The organism is Lysinibacillus sp. BS3 (assembly GCF_039614735.1).
Lineage (GTDB): Bacteria > Bacillota > Bacilli > Bacillales_A > Planococcaceae > Lysinibacillus > Lysinibacillus capsici.
This window is the reverse complement of record NZ_CP154860.1, coordinates 2,914,203-2,930,423: the sequence shown is the minus strand read 5'-3', so window position 1 is coordinate 2,930,423 and position 16,221 is coordinate 2,914,203. Positions and strand designations below refer to the sequence as shown.

The 16,221-nt window shown below is 39.7% G+C and carries 26 protein-coding genes and 1 pseudogene; all 27 read right to left on the bottom strand.

Going from position 1 to position 16,221, the window contains the following annotated elements; genetic code table 11:
- Positions 1 to 45: 45 nt before the first annotated feature.
- A pseudogene (locus AAJG31_RS14415) lies at positions 46 to 123 on the bottom strand (type I methionyl aminopeptidase); the annotation flags it as partial.
- 249 nt (positions 124 to 372) lie between these two features.
- Positions 373 to 1,026 carry an adenylate kinase gene (locus tag AAJG31_RS14410; protein ID WP_004233689.1) on the bottom strand — a complete coding sequence of 218 codons (654 nt, stop codon included), beginning with the start codon at positions 1,024 to 1,026 and terminating at the stop codon, positions 373 to 375.
- 70 nt (positions 1,027 to 1,096) lie between these two features.
- Positions 1,097 to 2,392, bottom strand: coding sequence for a preprotein translocase subunit SecY (gene secY, locus AAJG31_RS14405; RefSeq protein ID WP_004233672.1), 1,296 nt, complete (start codon positions 2,390 to 2,392; stop codon positions 1,097 to 1,099).
- Positions 2,392 to 2,832, bottom strand: coding sequence for a 50S ribosomal protein L15 (gene rplO / locus AAJG31_RS14400; RefSeq protein ID WP_004233670.1), 441 nt, complete (start codon positions 2,830 to 2,832; stop codon positions 2,392 to 2,394). Before rplO ends, secY begins: the two co-directional genes overlap by 1 nt.
- A 34-nt stretch (positions 2,833 to 2,866) precedes the next feature.
- Positions 2,867 to 3,049 carry a 50S ribosomal protein L30 gene (gene rpmD, locus AAJG31_RS14395; protein ID WP_004233668.1) on the bottom strand — a complete coding sequence of 61 codons (183 nt, stop codon included), beginning with the start codon at positions 3,047 to 3,049 and terminating at the stop codon, positions 2,867 to 2,869.
- A 13-nt stretch (positions 3,050 to 3,062) separates the two neighbouring features.
- The gene (gene rpsE, locus AAJG31_RS14390) at positions 3,063 to 3,566 is read right to left on the bottom strand and encodes a 30S ribosomal protein S5 (protein WP_004233664.1); all 504 of its coding nucleotides are present in this window, start codon (positions 3,564 to 3,566) and stop codon (positions 3,063 to 3,065) included.
- A gap of 21 nt (positions 3,567 to 3,587) precedes the next feature.
- Positions 3,588 to 3,947: a 50S ribosomal protein L18 gene (rplR, locus tag AAJG31_RS14385; protein ID WP_004233662.1), complete on the bottom strand. Its 360-nt coding sequence runs from the start codon at positions 3,945 to 3,947 to the stop codon at positions 3,588 to 3,590.
- 32 nt (positions 3,948 to 3,979) lie between these two features.
- The gene (gene rplF, locus AAJG31_RS14380) at positions 3,980 to 4,519 is read right to left on the bottom strand and encodes a 50S ribosomal protein L6 (protein WP_048395570.1); all 540 of its coding nucleotides are present in this window, start codon (positions 4,517 to 4,519) and stop codon (positions 3,980 to 3,982) included.
- A gap of 30 nt (positions 4,520 to 4,549) precedes the next feature.
- On the bottom strand, positions 4,550 to 4,948 hold the full coding sequence (gene rpsH / locus AAJG31_RS14375) for a 30S ribosomal protein S8 (RefSeq protein ID WP_008181717.1): 399 nt from the start codon (positions 4,946 to 4,948) through the stop codon (positions 4,550 to 4,552).
- Between the two features lie 29 nt (positions 4,949 to 4,977).
- On the bottom strand, positions 4,978 to 5,163 hold the full coding sequence (locus AAJG31_RS14370; protein WP_004233656.1) for a type Z 30S ribosomal protein S14: 186 nt from the start codon (positions 5,161 to 5,163) through the stop codon (positions 4,978 to 4,980).
- A gap of 21 nt (positions 5,164 to 5,184) precedes the next feature.
- Positions 5,185 to 5,724, bottom strand: coding sequence for a 50S ribosomal protein L5 (rplE, locus tag AAJG31_RS14365; protein WP_004233654.1), 540 nt, complete (start codon positions 5,722 to 5,724; stop codon positions 5,185 to 5,187).
- Positions 5,725 to 5,752: 28 nt separating this feature from the next.
- The gene (gene rplX, locus AAJG31_RS14360; RefSeq protein WP_004233652.1) at positions 5,753 to 6,061 is read right to left on the bottom strand and encodes a 50S ribosomal protein L24; all 309 of its coding nucleotides are present in this window, start codon (positions 6,059 to 6,061) and stop codon (positions 5,753 to 5,755) included.
- Between the two features lie 35 nt (positions 6,062 to 6,096).
- A complete protein-coding gene (rplN, locus tag AAJG31_RS14355) occupies positions 6,097 to 6,465 on the bottom strand; it encodes a 50S ribosomal protein L14 (protein WP_004233650.1) in 369 nt (122 codons plus the stop codon).
- Positions 6,466 to 6,508: 43 nt separating this feature from the next.
- Positions 6,509 to 6,772 carry a 30S ribosomal protein S17 gene (rpsQ, locus tag AAJG31_RS14350; protein WP_004233648.1) on the bottom strand — a complete coding sequence of 88 codons (264 nt, stop codon included), beginning with the start codon at positions 6,770 to 6,772 and terminating at the stop codon, positions 6,509 to 6,511.
- Positions 6,773 to 6,790: 18 nt separating this feature from the next.
- Complete coding sequence (gene rpmC, locus AAJG31_RS14345) at positions 6,791 to 6,991, bottom strand: 50S ribosomal protein L29 (RefSeq protein ID WP_004233646.1); 201 nt, start codon at positions 6,989 to 6,991, stop codon at positions 6,791 to 6,793.
- The gene (gene rplP, locus AAJG31_RS14340; protein WP_004233644.1) at positions 6,981 to 7,415 is read right to left on the bottom strand and encodes a 50S ribosomal protein L16; all 435 of its coding nucleotides are present in this window, start codon (positions 7,413 to 7,415) and stop codon (positions 6,981 to 6,983) included. The genes rpmC and rplP overlap by 11 nt, the downstream gene beginning before the upstream one ends.
- Before the next feature lies 1 nt (position 7,416).
- Positions 7,417 to 8,070 carry a 30S ribosomal protein S3 gene (rpsC, locus tag AAJG31_RS14335; RefSeq protein WP_004233642.1) on the bottom strand — a complete coding sequence of 218 codons (654 nt, stop codon included), beginning with the start codon at positions 8,068 to 8,070 and terminating at the stop codon, positions 7,417 to 7,419.
- A 3-nt stretch (positions 8,071 to 8,073) separates the two neighbouring features.
- Positions 8,074 to 8,418 carry a 50S ribosomal protein L22 gene (rplV, locus tag AAJG31_RS14330; protein ID WP_004233639.1) on the bottom strand — a complete coding sequence of 115 codons (345 nt, stop codon included), beginning with the start codon at positions 8,416 to 8,418 and terminating at the stop codon, positions 8,074 to 8,076.
- Between the two features lie 22 nt (positions 8,419 to 8,440).
- On the bottom strand, positions 8,441 to 8,719 hold the full coding sequence (gene rpsS / locus AAJG31_RS14325; RefSeq protein WP_004233637.1) for a 30S ribosomal protein S19: 279 nt from the start codon (positions 8,717 to 8,719) through the stop codon (positions 8,441 to 8,443).
- A 60-nt stretch (positions 8,720 to 8,779) separates the two neighbouring features.
- A complete protein-coding gene (gene rplB / locus AAJG31_RS14320) occupies positions 8,780 to 9,610 on the bottom strand; it encodes a 50S ribosomal protein L2 (RefSeq protein WP_009373990.1) in 831 nt (276 codons plus the stop codon).
- 47 nt (positions 9,611 to 9,657) lie between these two features.
- Positions 9,658 to 9,942: a 50S ribosomal protein L23 gene (gene rplW / locus AAJG31_RS14315; RefSeq protein WP_004233628.1), complete on the bottom strand. Its 285-nt coding sequence runs from the start codon at positions 9,940 to 9,942 to the stop codon at positions 9,658 to 9,660.
- Entirely contained in the window at positions 9,942 to 10,565 is a 624-nt protein-coding gene (gene rplD, locus AAJG31_RS14310; RefSeq protein ID WP_004233626.1) for a 50S ribosomal protein L4, read from the bottom strand. The genes rplW and rplD overlap by 1 nt, the downstream gene beginning before the upstream one ends.
- Positions 10,566 to 10,591: 26 nt before the next feature.
- A complete protein-coding gene (gene rplC, locus AAJG31_RS14305; RefSeq protein WP_279493444.1) occupies positions 10,592 to 11,221 on the bottom strand; it encodes a 50S ribosomal protein L3 in 630 nt (209 codons plus the stop codon).
- A 45-nt stretch (positions 11,222 to 11,266) separates the two neighbouring features.
- Positions 11,267 to 11,575 (bottom strand): 30S ribosomal protein S10, encoded by a 309-nt coding sequence (gene rpsJ / locus AAJG31_RS14300; protein ID WP_004233624.1) that lies wholly within the window; start codon positions 11,573 to 11,575, stop codon positions 11,267 to 11,269.
- 357 nt (positions 11,576 to 11,932) lie between these two features.
- Positions 11,933 to 13,243: a Na+/H+ antiporter NhaC family protein gene (locus AAJG31_RS14295; protein WP_115673255.1), complete on the bottom strand. Its 1,311-nt coding sequence runs from the start codon at positions 13,241 to 13,243 to the stop codon at positions 11,933 to 11,935.
- 159 nt (positions 13,244 to 13,402) lie between these two features.
- Positions 13,403 to 15,382: an ABC transporter permease gene (locus AAJG31_RS14290; RefSeq protein WP_066038309.1), complete on the bottom strand. Its 1,980-nt coding sequence runs from the start codon at positions 15,380 to 15,382 to the stop codon at positions 13,403 to 13,405.
- On the bottom strand, positions 15,372 to 16,133 hold the full coding sequence (locus tag AAJG31_RS14285; RefSeq protein ID WP_048395566.1) for an ABC transporter ATP-binding protein: 762 nt from the start codon (positions 16,131 to 16,133) through the stop codon (positions 15,372 to 15,374). Before AAJG31_RS14285 ends, AAJG31_RS14290 begins: the two co-directional genes overlap by 11 nt.
- Between the last annotated feature and the right edge of the window lie 88 nt (positions 16,134 to 16,221).

Below are 16,221 nucleotides of genomic sequence, written 5' to 3'. Positions count from 1 at the left end.
GTTACATCAAACGGATATCTGCTGCAACTTTAGAAGCAACCTCGTTTCAACATATGTTTGGATTGTATGAGAGATGTTTGAAAGACGCTCGTCTGGTTTCGCTTCACACAATCCACGGAATATACAGAACCAGTAAGGGCACTGAATCTCCCATGTTTACACGAATACCGGAATGTCTTGGATGAGATATTCATACCCGTTACACAGATGCTTCCACGAAACCCATTATACTCCTCCAAAAGGTATGTTGCACTTTTAAGAAGAAATATATACCGGGCACAATATGCTTTTGCAACTCTCAAAAAAATTATGTTTCGTTGTTGCTCCCGCATGCCTCCCGCGGAAGCAGTACTCTGCGCCCGGAGCCGGGTATCAGCTGCGGCTGCTCTGTAATAGAGCATCAAGATCAGCAAACACTTTGTTAATATCTTGCTGTCCATCTATATTAGTTAACACGCCTTTAGCTTGATAGAAATCAAGTAGAGGTTGTGCTTGTTTCATATTTACTTCCAGACGGTTCGCAACCGTTTCAGGATTATCATCTGCACGTGTATAAAGCTCGCCACCATCTTTATCACATTTTCCTTCCTCAGCAGGAGGATTGAAAATTAAATGATACGATGTACCACAAGTTTTACAAATACGTCTACCTGAAAGACGAGCAATTAACTCATCCTTTTCAACTTGAATGTTTAATGTATGCTCAATAGCTTTACCTAGGTCAGCAAGAATGCTATCTAAGGCTTCAGCTTGAGGAACAGTACGTGGGAAACCATCTAATAAGAATCCTTTTTCACAATCAGGTTTAGCCAGTCGCTCACGAACAATACCAATCGTTACTTCATCAGGTACAAGTGCACCTTGATCCATAAACGACTTAGCTTGTAAGCCTAGTTCAGTACCTTCTTTAATTGCAGCACGGAACATATCGCCTGTAGAAATATGAGGAATTGCGTACTTCTCAACAATTTTATCTGCCTGCGTACCTTTACCAGCACCTGGCAGACCCATTAAAACGATATTCATTAGGAAATATTCCTCCCACAAAAGGTTTGCTGATTAAAGGAAACGATGGAACGTTCCCTAAAAACCAACATTATTTCATAAAGCCTTTGTAGTGACGTTTAACAAGTTGAGATTCTAGCTGCTTCATCGTTTCGAGCGCTACGCCGACTACGATAATAATACTAGTACCACCGATCTGCACTGAGGCAGGTAGATTCATAAAGTTTATGAATATAACCGGCATTACTGAAATAACAGTTAAGAAAATCGCGCCGACAAATGTCAGACGATATAACACGCTTGTTAAATACGTTTGAGTGTTTTCACCAGGACGAATACCTGGAATATAAGCACCTTGCTTTTTCAAGTTATCTGCCACATTTTCTGGATTCACTTGTACGAATGCATAGAAATATGTGAATGCGATGATTAATGCCACATAAATAATCATTCCAACAGGTTTTGTATGATCAAACGTGTTATTAATGAAAGTTGTAACATTATTTTCACCGAAGAACGGAACTAACGTACGAGGTGTCATCAGAAACGCTGAAGCAAAGATTACAGGAATAACCCCTGCAGCATTTACTTTTAACGGTAAATGAGTTTGTTGACCACCAGTTTGTTGATTTCGCCCAGTAACTCGTTTTGCATATTGAATTGGAATTTTACGTAGTGCTTGTTGCACGTAGATAACTCCAATAACAACCGCAAGCAAGATTAAAACAAGTAGACCAAGGATAATTAGGTTGATAAATAGCTTATCACCCGCACCCTCGATTTGTTGTGCATAGATTTGGTTGATACCTGTAGGTAATGCCGCAACGATACCTGCGAAGATTACAACAGAAATACCATTACCAACGCCATGCGCAGTAATTTGATCAGCAAGCCATACTAGGAATGCTGTACCCGCTGTTAATACAATAGAGATTATAACATATGTTAAAACTCCTTCTTCCTTAATCAATGACCCGCCATACATTCTATTAAAACCAAATGACATCGCGAATGATTGAATAAAAGCAAGAATAATAGTAAAGTAGCGTGTAAATTGCGCAAGTTTACGTCTTCCGACTTCACCTTGCTTTGCCCACTCAGCAAACTTCGGTACTACGTCCATTTGCAATAACTGAACAATAATTGAGGCTGTGATGTAAGGCATAATCCCCATTGCAAAGATGGAGAAGTTCTTTAAAGCACCACCGCCAAAAGTATTCAGGAAACCAACGAGGTTAAACTCATCAGTTGCCTTTAATACATTAGCGTCAACGTTAGGTACTGGAATGAAAGTTCCAATACGAAAAACGATTAACATTAAAAGTGTGAAAATGATTTTATTTCTTATATCTCGAACACGCATAAAGTTAGAGATTGTCTGAAACATTAAATCACCTCAGTAGTTCCGCCGGCATTCTCGATTGCTTCTTTCGCTGAAGCTGAGAATTTATGAGCTTTGACAGTAAGCTTTTTATTAAGAGTTCCGTTGCCTAGAACTTTAATTCCAGCTTTTTCATTGCTCACTAGACCAGTTTCAAGTAATAATGCAGCAGTTACCTCTGCACCGTCTTCGAAACGGTTTAAAGCATCAAGGTTAACGATCGCGTATTCTTTACGGTTAATGTTCGTAAAGCCACGTTTTGGTAAACGACGGAATAATGGGTTCTGACCGCCTTCAAAGCCTGGGCGTACACCGCCACCAGAACGAGCGTTTTGACCTTTATGACCTTTACCTGCTGTTTTACCGTTACCAGAACCGATACCACGACCAACGCGGTTGCGTTGCTTACGAGAACCTTCTGCTGGTTTTAACTCATGCAGTTTCATAGTGGGTGGCACCTCCTTGTTCAATAATTGGAAATTAAATTTCTTTTACAGTAACTAAGTGAGCTACTTTATCAAGCATACCGCGAGTAGCTGCGTTATCAGCTTTCTCTACAGTTTGGTGTAATTTACGTAAACCTAAAGCTTCAACAGTTTTGCGTTGTGCAGGTTTAGTACCAATCACAGATTTAGTAAGGGTGATTTCTAATTTGTTAGCCATTATCTTTCCCCCCTTATCCTAATAGTTCTTCCACTGATTTACCACGTAATTTAGCTACGTCCTCTACGCGTTTTAATTCAGTTAAACCTTGAATTGTTGCACGCACCATGTTAATTGGTGTGTTAGATCCAAGTGATTTTGAAAGAATATCAGTAATACCAGCAAGTTCTAGTACAGCACGTACTGGACCACCAGCGATAACCCCTGTACCAGGAGCAGCAGGTTTGATTAGGATTTCTCCTGCACCAAAGCGACCTTGCACTAAGTGTGGAGTTGTTCCACCTACGCGTGGCACTTCGATTAAGTTTTTCTTCGCATCTTCAACAGCTTTGCGGATAGCATCTGGCACCTCTTGAGCTTTACCAGTACCGAAACCTACATGACCGTTTCTATCGCCAACTACAACTAATGCTGTGAAGCGGAAGCGACGTCCACCTTTAACAACTTTAGCAACGCGGTTAATAGTAACTACGCGTTCTTCAAGTTCTCCAAGTTTGTTTGCGTCAATACGACTCATGAAATGTGTCCCTCCTTCTTATTAAAATTCTAAACCGTTCTCACGTGCAGCTTCAGCTAAAGCTTTAACACGTCCATGATATAAGTAACCACCACGGTCAAATACTACAGCAGTAATATTTTTTTCCGCAGCGCGTTTTGCGATTGTTTCACCGACTTTAGTTGCTGCGTCAACATTGCTACCAGCACCTTCGAAACCATTTTCTTGAGAAGATGCGCTAACAATTGTTACGCCTGCTACGTCATCGATAAGTTGCGCGTAAATGTTCTTGTTAGAACGGAATACGTTTAAGCGTGGACGCTGAGCAGTACCCGAAATTTTAGAACGAACGCGAGCATGACGTTTTTTACGAACCTGATTTTTATCTTGTTTCGTAATCACAAGGGTCACTCCTTTCTAATGCTTAAGCTGCATTATTTACCTGTTTTACCTTCTTTACGACGAACATATTCGCCTTCATAACGAATACCTTTACCTTTATAAGGCTCTGGTGGACGAACGTCACGGATGTTAGATGCAAGAGCACCAACGCGTTCTTTGCTGATACCTTTAACGATGATCTTAGTGTTTGAAGGAACTTCAATTTGTAGACCATCTTCAGGTGTGAACTCTACTGGATGAGAGTAACCTACGTTAAGTACAAGTTTATTACCTTGTAATTGCGCACGGTAACCTACACCGATAAGTTCTAAAGCTTTTTCGAAACCTGCAGAAACACCAGTAACCATGTTCGCAAGAAGCGCACGAGTAGTACCGTGGTTTGTGCGGTGTTCTTTTGAATCAGAAGGACGTACTACAGTGATTACGTTACCCTCTTGCTCAATTTTCATATCTTGGTGGAAAGAACGAACAAGTTCGCCTTTAGGACCTTTAACAGTAACAGTGTTGTCAGCTGCAACAGTAACAGTTACGTTAGCTGGTACCTCGATAATTTTTTTACCTACACGAGACATTTAGTTGCACCTCCATTCATTTATTGCTAATTACCAAACGTATGCTAGAACTTCGCCGCCAACTTGTTTAGCGCGAGCTTCTTTATCTGTTAATAAACCTTGTGAAGTTGACACTAAAGCGATACCAAGACCGTTCAATACTTTAGGTACTTCATTTGTTTTAGCATATACACGTAAACCAGGTTTAGAAATACGTTTTAAGCCAGTGATAACGCGCTCGTTATCTTTTCCATATTTTAAGAAAATACGGATGATACCTTGTTTGTTGTCTTCCACGTATTCTACGTCACGTACGAAACCTTCACGCTTTAAAATTTCAGCGATTTCTTTTTTCACGTTGGAAGCTGGTACTTCTAACTTCTCGTGACGAACCATGTTCGCATTACGAATGCGAGTAAGCATATCTGCAATCGGATCAGTCATTGTCATTACATTTACCTCCTTCCCAAATTAGGGGATTACCAGCTGGCTTTTTTCACGCCAGGAATTTGTCCCTTATATGCAAGTTCTCGGAAACAAATACGGCAAAGTTTGAATTTGCGATATACTGAATGTGGACGACCACAGCGTTCACAACGTGTATACTCTTGCACTTTAAACTTTTGCTTACGTTGTTGTTTAACGATCATAGATTTTTTAGCCACGTTTTCGCCCTCCTTGTTTGATTACTTTTGGAACGGCATACCGAATTGTGTCAATAACTCGCGAGCTTCTTCGTCAGAGTTCGCTGTCGTTACGATCACGATGTCCATACCGCGTACTTTTGAAACTTTATCGTAATCGATTTCTGGGAAAATTAATTGTTCTTTAACACCTAGAGTGTAGTTACCGCGACCATCGAATGCTTTTTTAGAAACACCACGGAAGTCACGTACACGAGGTAGTGAGATAGAAATTAATTTGTCCAAGAATTCATACATACGCTCACCGCGTAATGTAACTTTAGCACCGATAGGCATACCTTCACGAAGACGGAAACCTGCGATCGATTTTTTAGCTTTAGTTACTACTGGTTTTTGACCAGTGATAATTGTTAATTCTTCAACAGCTGCATCTAACGCTTTAGAGTTTTGAACTGCATCACCAACACCCATGTTGATAACGATTTTCTCAACTTTCGGTAGTTGCATAACTGATTTATATCCAAATTTGCTCATAAGAGCTGGAGAAACTTCATTTAAATATTTTTCTTTTAGGCGGCTCATGTGTGTACCTCCCTTCTATTTATACTAATTAGTCGATTACTGCACCTGATTTTTTTGCTACACGAACTTTTTTACCGTTTTCGATTTTATAACCTACACGAGTCGGCTCGCCAGATTTAGGATCGATTAGCATTACGTTCGAAACGTGAATTGCAGCCTCTTGGCTAACAATACCACCTTGTGGATTCAATTGGTTAGGTTTAACGTGTTTTTTCACGATGTTCACACCTTCAACAAGAACGCGATCTTGTTTTGGGAAAGCAGCAAGGATTACGCCTTCTTTGCCTTTATCCTTACCAGTGATTACCTTAACCTTGTCACCTTTTTTTACATGCATGCTGTCGCACCTCCTTGATTGGCACTGTCATGAAATTAAAGAACTTCTGGAGCTAGAGAAACGATTTTCATGAAGTTGCTGTCACGTAGTTCACGTGCAACAGGTCCGAAAATACGAGTTCCGCGTGGTGATTTATCATCACGAATAATTACACAAGCATTTTCATCAAATTTGATGTACGTGCCGTCTTTACGACGAACGCCTGATTTAGTACGAACGATAACAGCTTTAACAACGTCACCCTTCTTGACAACGCCACCTGGTGTTGCTTTCTTAACTGTACAAACAACGATATCACCGATGTTAGCAGTTTTACGGCCAGAGCCACCAAGCACTTTAATTGTAAGAACTTCACGTGCACCTGAGTTGTCAGCAACTTTCATACGACTTTCTTGTTGGATCACTTAGGTTACCTCCCTTCGGAAATTGGTTGTTCCGAAATAGTTATTAAATAATAACCGCTTTTTCTACAACTTCTACTAGACGGAAACGTTTAGTAGCTGATAGCGGGCGAGTTTCCATGATACGTACGATATCACCGATTTTCGCTGTGTTTAACTCATCATGAGCTTTAAACTTTTTAGAGTATTTTACACGCTTACCATAAAGCTTGTGCTTTTTGTAAGTTTCAACTAAAACAGTAACAGTTTTGTCCATTTTATCTGAAACAACGCGGCCCGTGTAAACTTTGCGTTGATTGCGCTCAGTCATACTTGAAAACCTCCTTTATCAGTTATTTGCACTGATTTCTCTTTCACGAATAACAGTTTTCATACGCGCGATTGCTTTACGCACTTCACGAATACGAGCTGTGTTTTCTAATTGACCAGTCGCCAATTGGAAGCGAAGGTTGAAAAGCTCTTCTTTCAGTGATTTCACTTTTAATTCTATTTCAGAAGTAGCAAGGTCACGGATTTCATTAGCTTTCATTAGATTCACCACCAGTTTCTTGACGTTTTACGATCTTACATTTAACAGGAAGTTTGTGTGATGCTAAACGAAGTGCTTCACGTGCAACTTCTTCAGATACGCCAGCAATTTCGAACATTACTTTTCCTGGTTTAACTACTGCTACCCAACCTTCAGGAGAACCTTTACCAGAACCCATGCGGACTTCTAGAGGTTTTTTAGTGTAAGGTTTATGTGGGAAGATTTTAATCCAAACTTTACCGCCACGTTTCATGTAACGAGTCATCGCGATACGAGCAGATTCGATTTGACGGTTAGTAATCCAGCTAGCAGTTTGAGCTTGTAAGCCCCATTCGCCGAAAGTTACTTCTTTACCGCCTTTCGCTTCGCCACGCATGTTGCCGCGGTGTTCACGACGGTATTTAACGCGTTTAGGCAATAACATATTATTTGCCTCCTTCCACAGATTTCTTCGTAGGAAGAACTTCACCACGGTAGATCCATACTTTAACGCCTAATTTACCGTAAGTAGTATCAGCTTCTGCGTGTGCATAATCGATGTCAGCACGTAGAGTATGAAGTGGAACAGTTCCTTCACTATAGTGTTCAGCACGCGCGATATCAGCGCCACCTAAACGACCAGATACTTGTGTTTTAATTCCTTTTGCACCAGCGCGGATTGTGCGTTGGATCGCTTGCTTTTGCGCACGACGGAATGATACACGATTTTCTAATTGACGAGCGATGTTTTCAGCTACTAGACGAGCGTCAAGATCTGCACGTTTGATTTCAATGATATTGATGTGTACACGTTTACCAGTTAAATCGCTAAGGTATTTACGAAGATTTTCAACTTCAGTACCACCTTTACCGATTACCATACCTGGTTTCGCAGTGTGAATTGTAATGTTTACACGGTTTGCAGCACGTTCGATTTCTACTTTAGAAACTGAAGCGTCTTTAAGAGCCGTTTCAATATATTTACGCACTTTGATGTCTTCGTGAAGTAGAGTTGCATAGTCTTTTTCAGCGTACCATTTTGACTCCCAGTCACGAATAATACCAACGCGTAGTCCTATTGGATGTACTTTTTGACCCACGGATTAACCCTCCTTCTTCTCAGATACCACTAGAGTAATGTGGCTTGTGCGTTTGTTAATTGCGCTTGCACGTCCTTGTGCACGTGGACGGAAACGTTTTAAAGTTGGACCTTCGTCAACGAATACTTCAGAAACTACTAAAGAGTTGATGTCAAGATCGTAGTTGTGCTCAGCGTTAGCAACTGCAGATTTTAATACTTTCTCAACGACTGGAGACGCCGCTTTTGGAGTATGACGTAAAATTGCAACTGCTTCACCAACTTGCTTACCTCGGATTAAGTCTACAACTAGACGTACTTTGCGAGGAGCAATGCGTACTGTACGAGCGATAGCTTTAGCTTGTGTCATTAGGATTTACCTCCTCTCAAAATTAGCGTCTTGTTTTCTTGTCGTCTGCACCGTGACCTTTATAAGTACGTGTCGGTGCGAACTCACCAAGTTTATGGCCTACCATATCTTCTGTTACGTATACAGGAACATGTTTACGTCCATCATATACAGCAATCGTTAAACCGATGAAGTTCGGGAAGATTGTAGAACGGCGTGACCAAGTTTTGATAACTTGTTTTTTCTCAGAAGCCTCTTGCGCTTCCACTTTTTTCATTAAGTGGTCATCGACAAAAGGTCCTTTTTTCAAGCTGCGACCCATGTAGGAACCTCCCTCCGTGATTCCACCACGGCTCTCACATAGAACCGTAGTTTAACCACTTTATTTTTTACGACTACGGATGATAAATTTATCCGATTTGTTTTTCTTCTTGCGAGTTTTGTAACCAAGTGCTGGTTTACCCCAAGGAGTCATTGGTGATTTACGTCCGATTGGAGAACGTCCTTCACCACCACCGTGTGGGTGATCGTTAGGGTTCATTACAGAACCACGAACTTCTGGGCGTTTACCTAACCAACGGCTACGACCTGCTTTACCGATGTGTACAAGTTCGTGTTGTTCGTTACCAACTTGACCGATTGTTGCGCGGCAAGTAGCTAAAACTAAACGTACTTCACCAGATTGTAAACGAACGATAACGTACTTATCTTCACGACCAAGTACTTGCGCAGAAGTACCAGCTGAACGTACTAATTGTCCGCCTTTACCAGGTTTTAACTCGATGTTATGGATTGTAGTACCCATTGGAATGTTTGCTAATGGTAAAGTGTTACCTACTTTAATATCAGCATCTGGACCAGAAACGATTGTTTGACCAACCTCTAGACCTTTTGGTGCTAAGATGTAAGCTTTTGCTCCATCAGCGTAGTTGATTAATGCGATATTCGCAGAACGGTTTGGATCATATTCAATAGTAGCAACTTTTGCCGGAATGCCATCTTTAACACGTTTGAAATCGATAACACGGTATTGCTTCTTATGACCACCACCATGATGACGAACAGTGATTTTACCTTGGTTGTTACGACCAGCTTTGCGTTTAGTTGGTTCAAGCAATGATTTCTCAGGCTTGTTAGTTGTAATTTCCGCAAAGTCTAATGACGTCATGTTACGACGACCATTAGAGGTAGGTTTATACTTTTTAATCGCCATTGTGTTTTCCCTCCTTCTTGAGTGTTCAAATCATAAATCCGTTAGGATTACATTTCGAATAATTCAATTTCTTTGCTATCAGCAGTTAGTTTAACGATCGCTTTACGACGTTTGTTAGTGTAACCACCGTAACGGCCTACGCGTTTGAATTTACCTTTGTAGTTAAGAACGTTTACTTTCTCAACTTTTACGCCAAAGATTTCTTCTACAGCGTCTTTTACTTGAGTTTTGTTAGCGCGAGTGTCTACTTCGAAAGTATACTTTTTCTCTGCCATAAGTTCTGAAGAACGCTCAGTAATGACCGGACGTTTTAAAATATCACGTGCTTCCATTATCCAAGCACCTCCTCAACTTTTTCTACTGCAGACTTAGTGAATACAACTTTATCATGACCTAATAGATCAAGAACGTTGATTCCGTTTGCAGTTAAAACTGTTACACCTGGGATGTTACGAGCAGATAATGCTACGTTTTCATCTAGGTCAGCAGTTACAAATAAAGATTTTTTCTCTAAAGAAAGATCTTTAAGGATTTTTGTGAATTCTTTTGTTTTTGGTGCTGCTAGAGTTAGAGCATCAAGAACTAAGAAGTTTTGTTCTACTACTTTAGCTGATAAAGCAGATTTAAGAGCTAAACGACGAACTTTTTTAGGTAATTTATAAGAATAGCTACGTGGAGTAGGACCGAATACGATACCACCGCCGCGCCATTGTGGAGAACGGATAGAACCTTGACGAGCACGACCAGTTCCTTTTTGACGCCATGGTTTACGACCACCACCAGCAACTTCAGAACGGTTTTTAACCTTGTGATTACCTTGACGAAGAGAAGCGCGTTGAGCAACTACTGCGTCGAATAATACTGCTTCATTTGGCTCGATTCCGAAGATCGCATCGTTTAATTCGATTTCACCAACTGAAGCACCTGTTTGACTAAGTACAGATACTTTTGTCATTCCTGTTTCCTCCTTTCCTTAAGTGATTACTTAGCTTTAATTGCAGTTTTTACTGTAACTAGAGCTTTTTTAGAACCAGGAACATTACCTTTAACAAGTAGTAAGTTACGATCTGTGTCAACTTTCACGATTTCTAAGTTTTGGATTGTAACTACATTGCCACCCATTTGACCAGGTAATTTCTTTTGTTTGAATACGCGGTTCGGAGCAACTGGACCCATTGAACCAGGACGACGGTGGTAACGAGAACCGTGGGCCATAGGACCACGAGATTGTCCGTGGCGTTTGATAACACCTTGGAAACCTTTACCTTTAGTAACTCCTGTTACATCGATTACATCGCCTTCTGCGAAAATTTCTACTTTGACTTCTTGACCAACTTCGTATTCTTCCATGTTCACGTTGCGGAATTCACGAATGAAGCGCTTAGGAGCAGTGTTCGCTTTTGCTACGTGACCTTGTTCTGGTTTGTTAGAAAGCTTAACGCGCTTGTCTTCGAAACCAACTTGAATTGCTTCGTAGCCGTCTGTCTCAACAGTTTTCTTTTGAAGAACTACGTTTGGAGTAGCTTCGATAACTGTTACCGGGATTAAATCGCCGTTTTCAGCGAAAACTTGTGTCATACCAATTTTTCTACCTAAGATTCCTTTAGCCATTTGTCACACCTCCTGTAAGTTTTAAAAGTTATATTGTTTTTACCATTAAAGTTTGATTTCGATATCAACGCCAGATGGTAAATCAAGTTTCATTAACGCGTCAACAGTTTGTGGTGTTGGGTTAACGATATCGATCAGACGTTTATGCGTACGCATTTCGAATTGTTCACGAGAATCTTTGTACTTGTGAACCGCACGAAGAATTGTGTACACAGACTTCTCAGTTGGAAGTGGAATCGGACCTGATACACTTGCACCTGAACGTTTTGCAGTTTCCACAATTTTCTCAGCAGATTGATCTAAAATACGGTGATCATACGCTTTTAAACGAATACGAATCTTTTGTTTTGCCATTATTTTCCCTCCTTCTCGCCTATTTTCTAGACATTCTCCACGAAAATTTTCCCACACACCGCCATGGCAAAGCGGCCGGGTGTGTCGGCAACCTCTCGCTTCATCGCAGTCAAAGACCAACATTCAACATTATATACAATAAAAAAAGAATAAGCAAGTCTTTTCGCTAAATTCTTTTAAATGTTGCAGATATTCTTAGTACTACTATTTCTTCGCTTTATTAAGCCGTTTATTAGTATATAAAATTTCTATACATATTGCAACACTTAAGGTTGTCATATCAACATTTTCGCACATTTCAAATAACTCAAAAAAGAAAAAAGTAGTTTCTATATAATTATAGAAACTACCTCCTTATTATAGAAAGAACACACAGGCAATCCAACCAAATAGGATTAGTGGTATGTTAATGAAAATAAACGTAGGAACACAGGTATCCCAAATATGATGATGCTGGCCATCAACATTAAGGCCTGCTGTTGGCCCTAATGTAGAATCGGATGCTGGAGAACCTGCGTCTCCTAGAGCACCAGCTGTACCGATTAAGCATAATATCGCTAAAGGACTCATATCTAAACCTTGTGCTAGCGGAACAAATAGTGTCGCGATTATAGGAACTGTAGCGAAGGACGAACCAATCCCCATCGTCACAACTAATCCTATGATTAACATGATGAAGACAGCAAGACTTCTATTTCCTTCTAATACAGTAAGTGAATTTGTAATTAAGCTGTCCACATCACCTGTTGCATTGATTACCGCCGCAAAACCATTTGCCGCAATCATAACAAAGCCAATAAAGGCCATCATCTTCATTCCTTCAGAAAGAATCTCATCTGCTTCTCTCCATTTAAGAGCACCTGTAAAATACATAATCATAATACCTGCAAACGAGCCTACAATCATTGAGTCTGTTAACACTTGAGCGCATAGTGATATTACTAGTGCCAGAGCTGTAGAAAACATAATGAATTTGCTGACGTTTACATTTAAAGATTCCATCTCCACTTCACTATGCTTATAATGTCTTGGTTTGCGGTATACAGCGAAGGCAATTATCAATCCGATTAGCATTCCTAATACGGGAATACCCATTGCTGCAGGGACATCACGTGAAGAAACAGCCATTCCTGCCTCTGACACTTGTGTAGCAACGATATCTTGAAAGATTGCTCCAAAACCAGCAGGTACAAAACTATAAGTACCAATTAAGCCTACTGCAATCAACGTTGCAATTATACGTCGATCGACTTCTAGCATATTTAAAATCTTTAAAATAGGAGGTATTAATAATGGAATGAAGGCAATATGAATAGGAATAACATTTTGAGATAAAATAGACATCACAAAAATAAGGAAGAAAATTAATACCTTCACAAGTCCTTTTCTATTACTTTCACCCTTTAATATTTTTAACATCCCGGCTATCATTAATTCGGGTATTCCTGTTTTGGCAATGGCGATTGCAAAACCACCAAGTAAGCCATAACTTAATGCAATGGTTGCTCCTGCTCCTAATCCTTCTGTAAATGATTGGACTGTTGACTCAATGCCCATCCCACTAGTTAGACCACCTACAAATGCTCCTAGAACTAACGAGAGAACTACATTGATGCGAAGCAAGCTTAATATTAACATAACGGCAACAGCCGCAATTACTGCATTCATTGTTACACTCTACTTTCATACACTAAATTACTAACATGTTAAACTTTATTATTCTGATAATTGAAAGTCAAGGTTTTTTGTAACTTCTATATTTTTTGCACTAAAAAAACAGTGTAATGATAACCACCACACTGTTTCCGAGTTTCCTCTTATTTAATATTACAACGACTGACGTACAACCTTTTTATAGTAGCCTACCGATAGAATAGCAAAAATCGTATATAAAGCTATATAACAGCACATTGCAATCCACAAGGGAGCTGTTAACTCTGTCCCAAATAAAAACCATCCTGACTTAACAGCAAAGTAGCTATGCAATAACCCAATAACTAGTGGAACACCGAAATTAAAGGCCTGTTTCATATAAATACCCTTCATGATATCTTTTTCAGCAAAACCAATCTTTCGTAGGATTGTATAGGAATCACGTTCTTCCTCCGCCTCAGACATTTGTTTAAAGTATAGAATACTACCTGTGGTCATTAAAAACGCTAACCCTAAAAATGCTGTTGTAAAGATGGTAAGACCCAATGATTCAATATTGTCTTTACGTTTTCCTTCATAGGATGATTGTGTATATTGCTTTGTCTTCCCTTTATCATCTACAGCCGTAATAATACCTGCATTTGATTGAATATATAATTTTTCTGCTGTTGCAATATCTTCGTTAGATTTTAAAGTAATTGTTGTTTGATGATGCCAAGGATAAAGAGCTGCCTGTGTAGTTAAACTTTTAAACATATCATCTGTCACAACAAAGATAGGTCCACCACCCCCAGCCGTTACAATACCACTTATCACGCTTTTATCGTGGATATCAACGACATGAAAAGTTTCTTCAAGTTCTCCTGCAGATACTACTAAATCATGATCTTTCTCTAACGGGAACATTTCAGCCATATAACCACCATAGTTTGTCAAGATAACCTCATTCCCTGAAAGCTTAGCCTCAGGAACACTCTGCTGGTAATCTGAAAGCGGAATGGTATAAATTGTGCCTTCCATTGTATATAAAGGGTTATCCTGCTGTTTTTTAGACATCAATTGACCTACAGCAGCGGTTACTCCCTGAAGACGGTAGTCAATTTTATCATAAGCAATATTATTTTCCTCTAACTTCTCTAAAAATTCCTCCCCTTGCTCTTCAAGCAATATGAAATCACCAGGTACTTGGCTATATGCAGATGCTTCCGAGGAGTAGTAGGCGATATAGGAAAGAGTCGTCACGCCTAGAGAAACGCCTGTTAACACGGTGATTAGCGTTAATGACTTTGCATTGCTCTTCATGCGATGCATGATGGGCGTTAATGCTAATACATCCTTTATGGATAAATGCCCTTTTTTCTTTAGGCGAATAGTATTCATAATAAATGCTACAGAGAAACGAAAAACAAGGAATGTTCCACCAATTGTAGTAGCTAAAATAATTATCATATTGATAAATAAATTACCAGCAGATTCGATATCGAACAACTTTGTCGATGCATAGTAGCCATAAACAATCAGTATAAGACCCAAAAAGCCAATAACCATCTGGAACGCACTAAAGCGTCTCACACGCTCATCTGCTTGTTTTGCTGCACTAAATAATGATAACAATGACACATGATGAATCATCCAAGCCATCTGTATAAGAACGATGATCAATAAGATAGTAAATACAATCATCGACTGCAGTAAAGCTTGTGTACTAAAAGTCATGGTTACGAGAGCTTCTTTTTCAAGCACACGAAGCAAAATCATTGCAAACACACGAGAGCTAAAGAAGCCTGCCAACATACCTATAATAACGGCTCCAACAAATAAGAGAATGTTTTCAACCGCTAATAAACGCACGATTAGCCCCTTAGTCATGCCGATCAGTTGATACAAACCTATTTCCTTACTACGACGCTTCATAAATAAATGGTTTGCATACAGAACGAAGAATAAAACGATAAAATAAAGAATATAAGTTGCTGCCTTAAATCCGGCCGTAGCTGTTCCACTCATTTGAACAGCAGCCCACACCTCCGTATTATTTTGCAAGGTGACAAACGAAAAGTATAAGGTAACACTAAAAATAAGTGCAAAGAAATATAGATAGTAGTGCTTCATATTTTTCTTCATACTTCGAAGTACTAACTTACTAAGACTCATACCCGTCACCGCCTAGCACACTTTGTGTATGCATGATTTCTTTGAAAAAGGCCTGCCTTGTTTTATCGCCCTTATAAAGTTCACTATAGATAAGGCCATCCTTTAGAAATAACACACGTGTACAGAAACTTGCGGCTACAGCATCGTGTGTAACCATCATAATTGTCGCTTCTTTTGTTTCATTTATATTTTGTAGATTTTGAAGCAGGGCTGTAGCTGATTTAGAATCTAGTGCACCAGTGGGCTCGTCTGCAAATACCAATGACGGATTGGTAATAAGTGCACGTGCAGCAGAGGTACGCTGTTTTTGTCCACCTGATATTTCGTTGGGATATTTATTTAAAATTTCCGTGATTCCCAACAAAGAAGTGAGTTCCTTCACTCGACTTTCGGCAACAGCTTTTGGTAACTTACTGATGGCTAACGGTAGAAGAATATTTTCTTTTACTGTCAAGGTATCTAATAAATTATAGTCTTGAAATATAAATCCCAGCTGCTCTCTTCGGAAGTTTGCTAAAGCCTTTTCTTTCATACCACGTAAACTATGACCGTTTATCTCAATAACACCTTCTGTCGCAAAGTCAATTGAGCATAAGACATTTAAAAGCGTTGTTTTACCAGAGCCAGAAGGTCCCATAATACCTACAAATTCTCCTCTATTCACTTCTACATCAATACCCTTTAATACTTCCTGAGCCGTTGATTTTTTTCCATACACTTTCTTTATTTTACGTCCTATTAAAACTGTCACTTCATAACGCCCCTTTCTATAGTTCAAGTGTACCCTGTCAAACCTAATCATTCGTGCGTTTTACATGACAATATAAAAAGGTAGGTGA

Coding starts and splice junctions, on each gene's coding strand:
- rpmD (WP_004233668.1), bottom strand. CDS start 3,049: ATGGCTAACAAATTAGAAATCACCCTTACTAAATCTGTGATTGGTACT.
- AAJG31_RS14290 (WP_066038309.1), bottom strand. CDS start 15,382: ATGAGTCTTAGTAAGTTAGTACTTCGAAGTATGAAGAAAAATATGAAG.
- rplP (WP_004233644.1), bottom strand. CDS start 7,415: ATGTTATTGCCTAAACGCGTTAAATACCGTCGTGAACACCGCGGCAAC.
- rplV (WP_004233639.1), bottom strand. CDS start 8,418: ATGACACAAGCTAAAGCTATCGCTCGTACAGTACGCATTGCTCCTCGC.
- rpsH (WP_008181717.1), bottom strand. CDS start 4,948: ATGACAATGACTGATCCGATTGCAGATATGCTTACTCGCATTCGTAAT.
- rpsE (WP_004233664.1), bottom strand. CDS start 3,566: ATGAGTCGTATTGACGCAAACAAACTTGGAGAACTTGAAGAACGCGTA.
- rplW (WP_004233628.1), bottom strand. CDS start 9,942: ATGGAAGCACGTGATATTTTAAAACGTCCGGTCATTACTGAGCGTTCT.
- rplB (WP_009373990.1), bottom strand. CDS start 9,610: ATGGCGATTAAAAAGTATAAACCTACCTCTAATGGTCGTCGTAACATG.
- rplF (WP_048395570.1), bottom strand. CDS start 4,519: ATGTCTCGTGTAGGTAAAAAAATTATCGAGGTACCAGCTAACGTAACT.
- rplX (WP_004233652.1), bottom strand. CDS start 6,061: ATGCATGTAAAAAAAGGTGACAAGGTTAAGGTAATCACTGGTAAGGAT.
- rplC (WP_279493444.1), bottom strand. CDS start 11,221: ATGGCTAAAGGAATCTTAGGTAGAAAAATTGGTATGACACAAGTTTTC.
- AAJG31_RS14410 (WP_004233689.1), bottom strand. CDS start 1,026: ATGAATATCGTTTTAATGGGTCTGCCAGGTGCTGGTAAAGGTACGCAG.
- rpsJ (WP_004233624.1), bottom strand. CDS start 11,575: ATGGCAAAACAAAAGATTCGTATTCGTTTAAAAGCGTATGATCACCGT.
- rplO (WP_004233670.1), bottom strand. CDS start 2,832: ATGAAACTGCATGAGTTAAAACCAGCAGAAGGTTCTCGTAAGCAACGC.
- rpsQ (WP_004233648.1), bottom strand. CDS start 6,772: ATGACTGAGCGCAATCAACGCAAAGTTTACACGGGCCGCGTTGTTTCA.
- rplE (WP_004233654.1), bottom strand. CDS start 5,724: ATGAGCCGCCTAAAAGAAAAATATTTAAATGAAGTTTCTCCAGCTCTT.
- AAJG31_RS14295 (WP_115673255.1), bottom strand. CDS start 13,243: ATGAATGCAGTAATTGCGGCTGTTGCCGTTATGTTAATATTAAGCTTG.
- rpsS (WP_004233637.1), bottom strand. CDS start 8,719: ATGGGTCGCAGCTTGAAAAAAGGACCTTTTGTCGATGACCACTTAATG.
- rpmC (WP_004233646.1), bottom strand. CDS start 6,991: ATGAAAGCTAATGAAATCCGTGACCTTGCTACTTCTGAAATAGAATTA.
- secY (WP_004233672.1), bottom strand. CDS start 2,392: ATGTTTCAGACAATCTCTAACTTTATGCGTGTTCGAGATATAAGAAAT.
- rplD (WP_004233626.1), bottom strand. CDS start 10,565: ATGACAAAAGTATCTGTACTTAGTCAAACAGGTGCTTCAGTTGGTGAA.